The sequence below is a fragment of the Acinetobacter sp. NyZ410 genome (assembly GCF_022828975.1).
GTDB lineage: Bacteria > Pseudomonadota > Gammaproteobacteria > Pseudomonadales > Moraxellaceae > Acinetobacter > Acinetobacter guillouiae.
In genome coordinates this window covers 2958898-2971766 of record NZ_CP094620.1, presented here as the reverse complement: position 1 = coordinate 2971766, position 12869 = coordinate 2958898, and the positions used below count along the sequence as shown (strand labels likewise).

The window sequence follows — 12869 nt, the reverse complement described above, 5'->3', positions numbered from 1 at the left end:
AATATGAATACCTTAGACATTATTATTCTGATTCTATTGCTCATTGGAGGGCTAAACGGTTTGCGACAAGGATTCGTGAAAGCCTTTGCGAACTTGATAGGATGGATTTTTGCACTGATTGTCGGTGCTAAATATGCCAATATCATCGCACCTTCAATGTCTGCACTCAGTCAGGATCCTGTGGTGCAGAAAATTGCTGCATTTGCTTTTATTGTCTTGGTGATTATTGTTTTAACATGGATTGTCACAGCCTTACTCAATCAGATTTTAAAAACTTTAAAACTCGGTCCGTTAAATCGTTTAGCTGGAAGTGCTTTAGGGACCTTGAAAGGTCTGTTCATCGTCCTCATTACTATGCAAGGTTTAGGGCCGTGGGTTGAAAGTTCTCCAACGTGGAAACAATCCAAATTCATTCAGACGCTGTTACCATTTGCACCTTTGGCATCTGAAATCTCTAAAGATGCTGCAAATGAAGCATTACATCATATACATTCAGAAGATCGTTCCGATGATACTTCTGTAACTAAGGCTGATCGATCATCGGATACTCAAAGCGATGAAAAATCAGCACATTCGACAAAGAATCCGTTTTATTAGTCCTAGCTGGTCTGCGAGGTAGTTATGTGTGGAGTCGTTGGTATAGCAGGTAAAGCACCTGTAAACCAAATGTTATTTGATGCGTTGACGATGTTACAACATCGTGGGCAAGATGCGGCTGGGATTGTGACTTGTCATAATGGACGTCTTTTTCTAAGAAAAGATAATGGTATGGTACGTGATGTATTTCATACTCGCCACATGCGCGCATTACTCGGTAACTATGGTATTGGTCACGTACGTTATCCAACTGCTGGTTCTTCAAGTAGTGCAGAAGCGCAGCCTTTCTATGTAAACTCACCTTATGGGATTACATTGGCGCATAATGGTAACTTAACCAATGCGGCTGATATTCACGATGACTTATTCAAAACTGACTTACGTCATATGAATACGGACTCAGACTCAGAAGTATTGCTAAACGTTTTTGCTCATGAATTGCAAAAATGTGCATCATTAACGCCAATGCCTGAAGATATTTTTCATACAGTTAAACGTGTGCATGAGCGTTGTAAAGGTGCTTATGGCGTCGTTGCAATGATCACAGGGCATGGTATCGTAGGTTTTCGTGATCCGAATGGTATTCGTCCACTGATCTATGGTTCGCGTTTAACTGAAAATGGTGAAACAGAATATATTATCGCTTCTGAATCTGTTGCGATAACCGCGTTAGGTTTTAAAGTAGAACGTGATATTGAGCCTGGTGAAGCGATCTTTATCAATTCAAAAGGTGAGTTCTTTTCACAACAGTGTGCGGCAAATTCGCGTTACCGCCCATGTATTTTTGAATATGTCTATTTTGCGCGTCCAGATGCAACCATCGATGGTATTTCGGTATATAAAGCACGCTTGAAAATGGGTGAAACCCTTGCGAAGAAAATTCTTCGTGAATGGGGGGATATGCATGACATCGACGTGGTGATTCCAATTCCAGATACGAGCCGTACTTCTGCTTTAGAATTGGCGAATATGTTGGGTGTGAAATTCCGTGAAGGTTTCATGAAAAACCGTTATATCGGTCGTACCTTTATTATGCCGGGTCAGCAACAACGTACCAAATCTGTTCGTCAAAAACTCAACCCTGTAGAGCTTGAGTTTAAAGGCAAGAACGTTTTGTTGGTTGATGATTCGATTGTACGTGGTACCACTTGTAATGAAATCATTCAAATGGCACGTGATGCGGGTGCGAAAAAAGTCTATTTTGCCTCTGCTGCACCGATGGTGAAATATCCAAATGTGTATGGTATTGATATGCCAGCAAAAGCAGAGTTGATTGCTTCACATCGTAGTGTTGAAGAAATTCAGGAGATTATTGGCGCTGATCGTTTAATCTTCCAAGACTTGGATGATTTAAAAGCGGCAGTAAGAACCAGTAAAGTACCTGTTATTCAAGATTTTGATTGTTCAGTATTCGACGGTGTTTATGTCACAGGCGATATTGATGAGCAATATTTAACTGATCTTGAGCAAAGTCGTAGTGATACTGCGAAAAAAGAAAAAGATGGTTATATTGATGTCAATATCGATGCAGCATCTGTGGATTTAAGCGGTATCAAAGAAGAAATGTAAGCAACTTTGATTTACATTGAGAAAAAGCGGGAAGTTCCCGCTTTTTTCATTTATAGTATTTTGCAATGTAATGAGGAATTTTACATTGAAAGATGTCAGTCATTATTTGATAAAAAACAAGAATATGTTGTGGTCTGCAAGTATTTGCTTACTTGCGGTCATTTTGACCATTTTTATTCTAAATACTGTTTTAGGGTTGCTGGTTCACTATGTGGACCCAGATCAAGAGATCTGGTGGAATATTCTCAGTCCTTACTGTGTTGGTTTGATCATCGTCATCATTGGTTGGTCAATCGCATATGAATTTTATGTGTTCCGTACAGGTGGTCACTCACTTGCAAAGCAATTAAAAGCCCGCCGTTTAAGTCAAATTGAAAGTACTCCAGAAGAAAGTGTAGCATTAAAGCTTGCAGATAAATTTGCAGAGACTTTTGAGATTGATGCACCTACATTGTATGTATTGCCAGATGAAGTCGGAGTCAATGCTTTAACTGCTGGGTTTCATCCAAGAGATACGGTGATTATTCTGACCTGGGGTGCATTACAGAATCTGGATGAATTAGAGCTTTATGGTTTATTGGGGCATGAGTTCAATCAAATTCTATCCGGTGAAGCACGCGAAAATACCCGACTTAAAATTTTATATAGTGGTTTAATTACCTTTAGCCAGTTGGGAAGTAAAATTGCGAAACAGGGTTTTAATCGTTATAACGCCAAGGGAAATCAGCATAAATTTGAAACCAGTTTTGTCGCAGTTGGTGGGGTGATTTGGCTGCTCGGCAGTATGGGGATTTTAATTAATCGTTTGATTAAATATTTTACTTTGGGTGGTCGTACTTTTTATAACGATTATAAAACTAAAAAATTGTTGCTTAACAATGCCAATGTACAAACCTTATTGCGTATCTATGTGCATCATGCAGGTTCTCAAATTTATAGTGAGTTTTCCGAAGCCATTGCGCATATGTGTTTTGCCAATTCCTTAAGTCCGCAAAGTTGGTTAAATATCCATCCAAGTATTGAAGACCGTATTTATGAGTTAAATCCAACACTGTTACAGGATCTACAGCTGGAAAATTTAAAAAAATTACGTAGTCAGCCTTTATTTAGTTTGTTGCGTCCTTTGGAAGAATCAACAGGGGATGTTTATAACCCGTGGGTATCTCCACAGCCTTTACCTTTATTACGCTTATCTCCAATTAGTTTTGCTTTAAACGATGCGATTAAACCTTTAAATCCAGAAGTACGCCGTCAAATTGAACGTTCTGACTTGATTCAGCGTGCTATGCAAACTGCAACGGGTTCTCGTGAGGTGATGGTCGCAATCTTAATGATTCGACAGTATCGCGAGTTTATTCCGTCTGATGCGGAGGTAAGTCGTGCCATTATTGACTCACTTTTAAATTTAGATGGTCGGGTACATATTCAAATTTTCCATGATGCCTGTGAAAACCTTGGTAATATGCCTGCGACCAGTGCACGTCAATTCGTCACCAAGTTAGCGAAAATTATTCAAGAAGATGGCGAGATTGGTTTGTTGGATGCATTGCTGATTGAGCGTGTAAAGGCTGAATTGCATTTGCTGCCGATGCACACACCGTCATCCTTGGAAACGGTGAAGCCGCAAATTGTGCGCTTGATTGATGCCTTGCTGCATGTACAGCAAATTAACAGTGCCAATCAGCTTGATGTACGGTATGAGATTTTAGAACGGGTTTTGTCTAAGGATGAGTTAGAGCTGTTTGAAGAAATCTCAGATGAACCTATTGATTTGGGTGAAATCTTAAATGATATTGCAGGGTTGTTATTACGTGATCGCCTCAGCATTTTAGGTGTGGCTGAAATTTGTTTGTGGAATGATCGAATTATTACCCAAGATGAATTAGATGTACTGCAATTGCTGTATTGGCGACTAGGCTTTGCCACAGATGATATCGTAGATCAAATGCAGAAAAAGAACAGTGTGATGATTATTTAATAAGGGTAAAATGAGTTGTGGAAAAAGTAATCTTAGTAATGATAATAAAAGAATTAGCAGGGAAATACTAACACCACTTGATCTTAAGCGGTGTTAGAAAAAACGCTGAATTAACTCGCCATCGCATCGACAGAAAGCTCAGCCACTGTTGGCTTGGCTTTTTCTGCTTTTAGACCTAGCTTATTAAACAATTGTTTGTCTTTGCCTTCACCAGCATTTGGTGTGGTTAATAATTTTTCACCACTAAATAGCGAGTTTGCACCTGCCATAAAGGCTAAAGCTTGGTCTGAGTCAGTGAGCGATTCACGGCCAGCAGAGAGGCGGATATAGCTGTGTGGCATGATAATACGCGCAACCGCAATCGTGCGAATCCATTCTGTGACATCAAGTTTTTCAACATCAGCAAGTGGTGTGCCTTCAATTGGAACAAGCATATTAATTGGTACAGATTCAGGATGAACAGGCAGGGTTGCTAATTCATGTAATAAACCAATACGATCATTACGATTTTCACCCAATCCAACAATACCGCCACTACAGACTTTCATCCCAGCATTACGGACATGATCCAAGGTGTCTAAGCGATCATCAAAAGTACGGGTGCTGATGATATGTGAATAGTATTCACGAGATGTATCTAAGTTATGATTATAATAATCTAGGCCTGCTGCATGTAAACGTTCAGCTTGTGATTGGTTGAGCATACCCAGTGTCATACAGGTTTCTAAACCTAATGCTTTAACTTCGCGCACCATTTCGAGGACATAAGGCATATCACGCTCATGTGGGTTTCGCCATGCTGCACCCATACAAAAACGCGAAGAACCTGATTCAATGGCTTCTTTTGCTTCACTGATTACTTTATCAACTGCAATACGTTTTTCAGCTTCTAATTTTGAATCATAGCGTGCAGATTGCGAACAATATTTGCAATCTTCAGGGCACTTACCAGTTTTAATTGAAAGTAAAGTACTGACTTGAATGGTATTGGCATCAAAGTGTTCACGATGAGTTTGCTGTGCTTTGAAAACTAAGTCTAAAAAAGGCTGTTCATATAAAGCTTGAATTTCTTCACGAGCCCAGTCATTACGTACTGTCATTAATTAAATCCATGATAATCATTATCTATCCCTGTATATAATACATAATTCATACCAATTCCATAGGGCAAAAAAGTCCAAATACGATGGTATCTTACGATTAAAAAGATCAAGAGTATAGAAAACTAAAATTATAAATATAGTTGCAAAGTTAACCACATTCCTTGTGATTTACTCACAAAATTTCAACTTTAATTTTTATTAACTTCGGTGTATTGGTGATTAAAATATTCAAAAATTACGAACTTTGCAACGATCTGAAAATTATCACTCGGCACAATTTAAGGGCATCAATGGGCTGAAATTTGGTGTTGTTTAGCATTTTGCTCGGTAATAGCCCAATCAATATGGACTTGCACAACTTCATCATGTAAGGCTCTATTTTGGGTCAATGCTGCAATAATTTGGGCTGAATACGGTGCATTACCTAAGCCAATTGCAATATTGCGCATAAAGCTTTGAAAGCCTGTACGTCGGATGGGGCTACCCTCAGTACAATTGAGGAAGGTTTGTTCATCCCATTGCCATAAATCCAATAAGTTAATATCGTCTAGGCCATGACGTGGGTTAAAGTCTTCAATCGAAGCTTTTTTGGCAAAACTGTTCCAAGGACAAATCAGTTGACAGTCATCACAGCCAAAAACACGGTTACCAATACCACGTCTTAACTCTTCAGGAATGATTCCCTTATATTCGATGGTTAAATAGGCGATACATCTGCGCGCATCCAGCATATACGGCTCAACAATCGCTTGAGTTGGGCAAATGTCGATACAGGCTGAGCATGAACCACAATGATGCGTTGCTGGTTCATCAAAGGGCAAATCAAGCGAAGTAAATAATTCACCTAAAACAAAAAAAGAACCCGATTTTTTATGAATCAATAAAGTATGTTTACCAGTCCATCCCATACCCGCACTTTCTGCCAATGATTTTTCAAACACCGGCGCTGAGTCGGCAAAGGGGCGGGATTCAAACGGACCAACTTTTTCTTTAATGAGGGTTGCCAAGGTTTTTAGCCGACCACGCATGATTTTATGATAGTCACGTCCACGTGCATAACGGGCAATAATTGCTGCATTGGGCTCATCTGGTACATAACGCGGTTTTGGTGTTTCCACCAAATAATTCATTCGCACACAGATGATACTTTTTGTGCCTGGAACCAGTAGTGTTGGATCCGCTCTTTTTTCTAAATTTTCTTCTAAAAACTTCATATCGCCATGGTATCCGCGTTTTAAATATTCTTTAAATCGTGGTAATTCAGCTTGAGCATCAGGACGAGCAATGACACAATCAGCAAAGCCCAGTTGCAAAGCCTGTTGTTTGATCCAAGATTTTAGTTCTTGAAGATCAAGCTGTTGCAAGGGAATGGATTGCGAAGTTAAAGTTGCCGACATAATGAATCAATGCGCTATAAAATAGTGAGAAGAAAAGGACAGAATGATGCATCAGCAAGTTTATCACAGCCGTGAAATACAAGCATGGGAAGCGCGTTGGTTTGCTCAGCAAAATAGCGTTTTTGGTTTAATGCAACAGGTGGCTTGGTCGATTGCGCAACGCTTAAATATTTTGTTTCAACAAGCTTCTCCCTCAATTACCACTGTTGCACTGTGGTGCGGTGCAGGAAATAATGCTGGTGATGGCTATTGTGTTGCTCATTATTTGCATCAATACGGTTATCAAGTCGAAATATTTGCAACTGACGCAGGGCATTCTCAGCAGTTAAAGGCGGCAATTGAATTAGTACAGACAGATAAAATAAAAATGCATCCATATTTTAATATCCAAAAGCGCTTTGATTGTCATATTGATGCACTGTTTGGTATTGGTTTAAACCGTGATTTGGACGATCCATTGCAAGCGATTATTCAACACTATAATGCCCAATCAGGTTTAAAAGTAGCCATCGATATTCCAAGTGGTTTAAATGCCAATACTGGACAGCCATTACCTGTTGCGGTAAAAGCAGATCAAACATTGACTGTTTTAGGCCTGAAAGCGGGCTTGTTTACGGGGCAGGGTCGAGAATATGCGGGTCAAATTGAGCTCATTTCAATTGTTCCAATAGACCCAGAATTAAAAGCGGTCGCACAGTTGTCGCCCACCCAGATTCAATTGCCACAACGCCAAGCGTTCGGCCATAAAGGCAGTTATGGGCATGTTTTGGTGGTCGGTGGGCATGCAGAGATGGGCGGTGCAGTCATGTTAGCTGCTGAATCTGCATTTAGTGCGGGCGCAGGAAAAGTCACGATTGTATGTCATGCCAAACATCACACAGCAATTCTGGCACGCTCTCCTAACATCATGCTAAGAGATATCAATGCTTTAACTGATGTGGATATTCAAAATTTATTAAGCCATGTGGATGCTGTCAGTTTTGGAATGGGTTTAGGGCGTGATGCTTGGGCGAAACAACAATTTTCAAAATGGTTTTCACCCATTCATTTAACCCCACAGCTACAAGTGGTTTTAGATGCTGATGCTTTATGGTTTTTAGCTGAACAAGCTGTTCAACTCAATCAACGAACTTACCTGACGCCTCATCCAGGTGAGGCTGCTAAATTATTAAATTGCTCAGTGGCAGAGATTGAAAATGATCGTATTGCTGCGATTCAAAAACTTCAGCAAAAATATTCAGGACAATGGGTACTTAAAGGTTCTGGAAGTTTGATTTTAGAAAAGCATCTATGGATCTGTACTGCGGGGAATGCAGGCATGGGCACTGGTGGGATGGGAGATGTTCTTGCAGGAATGATTGCCAGTTTAAAAGCACAATTTGATGAAAATATTCACTTACATGAAATTGTCACCTTACATGCTTTGGCAGGTGATAGGCTCGCAAAAAACGGTATGCGTGGTTTACAGGCCCAGCAAATGCGTGATGCTGTGTATTATGTGGTCAATCATTCATTGTCAGGAGTGAGTATATGATGAAAGCGGTTAAATTGTTAATTCGTGGTAAAGTTCAAGCTGTAGGCTATCGTCGTTGGTTTGAAAAAGAAGCCTTACAATTGGATTTAAAAGGCTATGTGAAAAATCTAACTACAGGCGAGGTTAAAGCTGTTGTGGTCGGAGATGAACAAGCGATTTTAAGTTTGATTCGTCATTGCTATGTTGGGCCTTTACGTGCTGATGTGAGCAGTATTGAACAACAAAACCTGAATCATGATTTCGACTATACTGATTTTAAGATGATTCGTTAAAGAGATCATTTAAAATAGCAACCACATACTGATATAAATCAATATTACCTATGATAATCAACAAAATTTTATTCAGCTGTATTTTGATGTGCGGTATTCATACTGAGCTTGTCGCACAACCAGTAGACGCTGTGATGAATAAGAATAAGATTGTTTTAAAAGATTTGGACTTTAAAACTGTGATGAAATCTTTTTATCAACAGCAGATCCAATATGTCAAAATCCCTCAATTAGATCAGAGCAATATACAGTATGTCGGGATTAAAAATGCCGAATATACCCATGTCTTCGATCGTGATGATGCTGTGATTGTATTTAGTCCTGCGAGTGCTTATCAAAATGCTCAAAATGAGTTGCGCTATCTTATAAGTACAACAGAAGTTTCAATAGATAAAAATAATCAATTACTAAACTTTTGTGGTGTATGCGCAACATTTACTAAAGTCTACCTGTTTAAGAAAAATGCTTTAGGTCAATTTGAGTTAGTGAGCCAGAGTCAGAATGAAAATAGTTGGATGAATGCAGATTTTAATTATTTGCCTTATCCGACTGAAAATATAGTTAAAAATATTCGAAAAATTGGTCCTCGAATAAAAGGCTATGTCGAAGAACAAGCGTATAGTCGACAAGGCTATTCAACGAGCACGCTCTATATCATCCCATTTGATGAAAACCCTGTAATGGTCAAATTGGAAGTTGCAGAAATTGGGAATGACAATGAAGTGACAGGAAGTGATAAAATCTACAATACACAAGCTGATTATCGCTTTTTAAGCACTGAGCATGATGGTTTGTACGATATTGAAATTCACTATTCTGGTACGCAACAAATCTATGTTGGTGATATCGCTAAAATTGTGCCTATAAATGAAACCCATGTTTATCAGTATAATGAAAAACAGCAGAAGTATATTCGAGTGAAATTACATGATTGATAAATATTTAGTTGTTGGAATTGTATTTGCTGCGTGTTTGGTATTGATCATTTATACCCAACTCGATAGTGGAAAAAAAGAAGATAAGTCTTTGTCATTCAAAGCAAAGTTACAAAAGGAATTTCCAAATTATACCATTCTTGAACGGAATCAAAACTTTATAATTTGTCGAGAAGGGAGTAATCCACGTATCCCTGAAGAGTTGGTATTGATTCGTGTTGATTCAGAACAGAAGAAAAATCTAAGAACTTCTGGAAAAATGTTAATTGCAACCTATACGAAGCAACCCAGCATTCGTGAGATTCGAAAAGATACTTTGCCTTATTTAACTTGAGATGGGCTCTACCATCTCAATAAATAAAAAACCTTTCAGATCATCTTGGTGATAGCGATAACTTGTTGATGATTGCAATAGCTTGGACTTTGACATGGGTAGAGTGAGGCGTTTTGGTAGTGTATATAAATTAACGTCGACGACTACTATTACGACTCCGCCCACGAGCCATACCGCCTAAAGCATTCAGTACAGCTAATTTGCTCATACTGCCAGAAGCATGGGCATGGCAAATTGCTGCAGCGAGTGCATCGGCAGCATCTTGTTGGGGTTGAATTGATAAGTTAAGTAACTTCATTACCATCATCTGAACTTGTTCTTTGTCTGCAGCACCATAGCCCACAACAGATTGTTTAATTTGACGGGCCGTATATTCTGCAACTTGTAAGTCTAAATTGACCAATGCTGCAATTGCCGCGCCACGTGCTTGTCCAAGTTTTAAAGCGGAATCAGGGTTTTGTGCCATAAATACTTGCTCTACAGCAGCTTCTGTAGGACCATGAAACTGAACAATACGTTCAACTCCAGCAAAAATTCGTTTGAGTCGCTCAGGCATTTCTGTTGTTTCAGTGCGAATTGTACCAGCATCAACAAAAGTAAGTTTTTGACCATCTTTTTCAATGATGCCATAACCTGTTAAGCGTGAACCGGGGTCAATTCCAATAATTAAGGGCATAATACTGCTTATCGTAAGTCTTGCTTCAATTATATGATTCTAAAAATGAATTGTAAGTAAAATTTTAACTTAGTTGTATAATCAAAGTACACAACAGTATTATGTCCCTTAAGCACAACGCTAGGGTGCTCATTATTTATAAAATCTTTGTCAATAAATCGCACAAATACATAAAATCGCTGTCAGAACACAAAATTACCCTTTAAAAATTTTTAACTGCCCATATAAATGATAGAAGCAACGAAATTCATTGTTTTTATATGTGAATTTTCAAGCTCACCTTTAATTTATCTTTGAGATGCCTTGTTTCGATGAAACTTTTTCCTATTATTTTAATTGGTACGATTCTTGAAATTGCTGTATGGATTGGTGTGGCTCAATTCATTAGCGGTTGGTACGTATTTTTCTGGTTTATCATTGCTTTTGTAATTGGTTTAAACTTGTTGCGTTCAAGTACCGCAACAATTATGCCGCAATTACAACAAATGCAAATGACAGGAATGATGGGAAATGATCCTGCAATTGCCAAAAAAATGGCGACAGCATTTGCGGGCATTTTGTTGATGATTCCAGGTTTAATCACCGATGTCTTGGCGTTACTGGTTATTCTTCCACCTGTACAGAATGCAATTAAAAATGCAGGTATGAAATATATGGCGAAAAAGCAACAAGCCATGATGAACAATATGATGGGTGGAATGGGGGACATGGGTGGTGCTCAAGGTCAAAACCCATTTGCAGATTTGATGCGTCAAATGCAGGATATGCAAAACCAGCAATCTGGTGGGCAATATCGTGATTCAACCATTATTGATGGTGAGGCGCATGAAGTTGAACCGCAGCATAAACAAATTGAATTGAAAGATGTAAATAAAAAATAAAATATAGTCTACGATATTGAATAGAACGCCGAATCAATGATTCGGCTTTTTTATGTCTGAAATCAACGGAAGCAAGCATAATTTCTTAAACATATTTTTGATCAAACGATATAATCACTGAGTCACAATTTCTAAGATTCTATTATGTCGATGTTATTGACCATTTGTGCACTACACTTTGTTGCACAGTTGAGTCCTGGTCCAGATGTATTACTTGTCGCTAAAAGCTCAGCATCGACAACACGTGCCAATACTGTAAAAATCATTTTAGGCATCTCTGCTGGTGTGGTGGTATGGGTTACATTAACCTTGCTTGGTTTTACGGTTTTATTGGAACAATGGCCATGGATTCAACAAGTCTTGATGCTGATCGGGGGCTTATTCCTTGCTAAAATGGGCTATGCAATGTTGAAAGGAGGCATTGCAACACTTAAACAAAATACCAATTTAGATGGCGTGATAGAGCAGCCCCCTAAAAACTATTTTCTATTGGGCCTTTATACCAATTTAGCTAATCCTAAGATTGTGATTTATTTTAGTAGTGTTTTTTCATTGGCATTGAGTTCAACAGCAGGTGCAAATTTAAAACCGCAGTTGGCAGTGATTATTCCAATACAAACATTTTTAGTTTTCAGCCTGTTGATGATGATCATGTCAATTCCTAAAATTAAACGCGTTTATCAAAAATCGGGAAGTTATATCGATATTGTTTCAGGAAGCTTTTTCTTATTATTTGCCATTTTCCTTTGGGTCGATGTCTTGAAAATGTTTTAGTGGTCGGGATGTTGTTGAGGATTTACGGGTTGTTGTTGTGACTGTTGATCATTGCGACTATCGTTTTGATCTTGAGTGGCATAGCGATGTGGATCTAAGGTTTTAATATTATTTTCAGATTGCGTGTATTTACGACTGCGATTTGCACGCTCTCTTAAACCGCCTTTTTTAATCAGCTGTACCAAAATAATCTCCAAAACAATATCTTTAACTTTACAGATTATAGCTTGAATCAATGTAATACAGAATATTGAATGAATGATCCACAATTTGATAGCTGTTGATTTATAATCACTTATTTTTAGTATTTAAATTTAAATTATTGAATTTATGTAAGAATATATTGAAACAAATTTGTCTTGTCAAAAGATACGAATCATGTACACTAAAAAAAGAAACAGATTTTTTACATTACATATATGGATATAATTGTAGTGTAATAATTAAAAACAATAATAGCGCCATAAAAGGAGATCTGAATATGATTCTACAATATCATTGTGCTTGTTGTGATGAAGCGGTCAGTTCAACACAAAAAGTTTGTCCAAAATGTGGCTCTCAACATATTAAAAGCCCATATGGATTATGGACGTTTTGTCTGGTTGCTTGTTTGATTGCAGCAGTAACGTTTAAAGTGGGACATATTTATTTGCAAAATCACAATACAGAAACCCCAGCACAAGTTTCTTTATTGAGTGTGTTACAGCCAGATGCTAAATCAGATGGTCAATAATTCATGTACGTGTAGATGGTAGATTTAATTCTATAAAGGTTTGATTTTTTTAAAGAACAATAAAATTAGATCATGCTAATGATTAA

14 protein-coding genes are annotated in these 12869 nt (G+C 38.2%); 10 read left to right on the top strand and 4 right to left on the bottom strand.

All coding sequences use genetic code 11. The annotated features are described in order from the left end of the window. The first annotated feature begins 3 nt into the window (after positions 1–3). From MTO68_RS14080 to MTO68_RS14070, 3 genes are all read left to right on the top strand, one after another. On the top strand, positions 4–597 hold the full coding sequence (locus tag MTO68_RS14080; protein WP_004719444.1) for a CvpA family protein: 594 nt from the start codon (positions 4–6) through the stop codon (positions 595–597). Between the two features lie 24 nt (positions 598–621). Next, the gene (gene purF / locus MTO68_RS14075; RefSeq protein ID WP_004719445.1) at positions 622–2166 is read left to right on the top strand and encodes an amidophosphoribosyltransferase; all 1545 of its coding nucleotides are present in this window, start codon (positions 622–624) and stop codon (positions 2164–2166) included. 85 nt (positions 2167–2251) lie between these two features. After that, entirely contained in the window at positions 2252–4144 is a 1893-nt protein-coding gene (locus MTO68_RS14070) for a M48 family metalloprotease (RefSeq protein WP_244013007.1), read from the top strand. A 110-nt stretch (positions 4145–4254) separates the two neighbouring features. Here MTO68_RS14070 and bioB read toward each other — a convergent pair whose 3' ends face one another. Together bioB and queG are read right to left on the bottom strand one after the other, a co-directional pair. Continuing rightward, a complete protein-coding gene (bioB, locus tag MTO68_RS14065) occupies positions 4255–5244 on the bottom strand; it encodes a biotin synthase BioB (protein WP_004719449.1) in 990 nt (329 codons plus the stop codon). Between the two features lie 290 nt (positions 5245–5534). Beyond that, positions 5535–6644, bottom strand: coding sequence for a tRNA epoxyqueuosine(34) reductase QueG (gene queG, locus MTO68_RS14060; protein WP_096734397.1), 1110 nt, complete (start codon positions 6642–6644; stop codon positions 5535–5537). 46 nt (positions 6645–6690) lie between these two features. Here queG and MTO68_RS14055 point away from each other — a divergent pair, with 46 nt between their 5' ends. The 4 genes from MTO68_RS14055 to MTO68_RS14040 all read left to right on the top strand — a co-directional run bounded on the left by MTO68_RS14055 (position 6691) and on the right by MTO68_RS14040 (position 9719). Then, positions 6691–8178: an NAD(P)H-hydrate dehydratase gene (locus MTO68_RS14055; protein WP_244013005.1), complete on the top strand. Its 1488-nt coding sequence runs from the start codon at positions 6691–6693 to the stop codon at positions 8176–8178. Then, the gene (locus tag MTO68_RS14050; RefSeq protein ID WP_244015980.1) at positions 8178–8450 is read left to right on the top strand and encodes an acylphosphatase; all 273 of its coding nucleotides are present in this window, start codon (positions 8178–8180) and stop codon (positions 8448–8450) included. The genes MTO68_RS14055 and MTO68_RS14050 overlap by 1 nt, the downstream gene beginning before the upstream one ends. Positions 8451–8584: 134 nt before the next feature. After that, complete coding sequence (locus MTO68_RS14045; protein ID WP_244013003.1) at positions 8585–9385, top strand: hypothetical protein; 801 nt, start codon at positions 8585–8587, stop codon at positions 9383–9385. Continuing rightward, on the top strand, positions 9378–9719 hold the full coding sequence (locus MTO68_RS14040) for a hypothetical protein (protein WP_004719458.1): 342 nt from the start codon (positions 9378–9380) through the stop codon (positions 9717–9719). The genes MTO68_RS14045 and MTO68_RS14040 overlap by 8 nt, the downstream gene beginning before the upstream one ends. A 130-nt stretch (positions 9720–9849) precedes the next feature. Here MTO68_RS14040 and ruvC read toward each other — a convergent pair whose 3' ends face one another. Beyond that, positions 9850–10395 carry a crossover junction endodeoxyribonuclease RuvC gene (gene ruvC, locus MTO68_RS14035; protein ID WP_004719459.1) on the bottom strand — a complete coding sequence of 182 codons (546 nt, stop codon included), beginning with the start codon at positions 10393–10395 and terminating at the stop codon, positions 9850–9852. Positions 10396–10706: 311 nt separating this feature from the next. Between ruvC and MTO68_RS14030 the strand changes: the two genes are divergently transcribed. Next, positions 10707–11276, top strand: coding sequence for an FxsA family protein (locus MTO68_RS14030; protein WP_034616867.1), 570 nt, complete (start codon positions 10707–10709; stop codon positions 11274–11276). Between the two features lie 144 nt (positions 11277–11420). Beyond that, complete coding sequence (locus MTO68_RS14025) at positions 11421–12050, top strand: LysE family transporter (RefSeq protein WP_244013001.1); 630 nt, start codon at positions 11421–11423, stop codon at positions 12048–12050. Here the strand turns inward: MTO68_RS14025 and MTO68_RS14020 are convergent. Continuing rightward, positions 12047–12235 (bottom strand): hypothetical protein, encoded by a 189-nt coding sequence (locus MTO68_RS14020; RefSeq protein ID WP_244012999.1) that lies wholly within the window; start codon positions 12233–12235, stop codon positions 12047–12049. The two genes, MTO68_RS14025 and MTO68_RS14020, sit on opposite strands and share 4 nt — an antisense overlap. A 296-nt stretch (positions 12236–12531) precedes the next feature. Between MTO68_RS14020 and MTO68_RS14015 the strand changes: the two genes are divergently transcribed. After that, positions 12532–12783, top strand: coding sequence for a hypothetical protein (locus MTO68_RS14015; protein ID WP_004822342.1), 252 nt, complete (start codon positions 12532–12534; stop codon positions 12781–12783). Positions 12784–12869 lie beyond the last annotated feature (86 nt).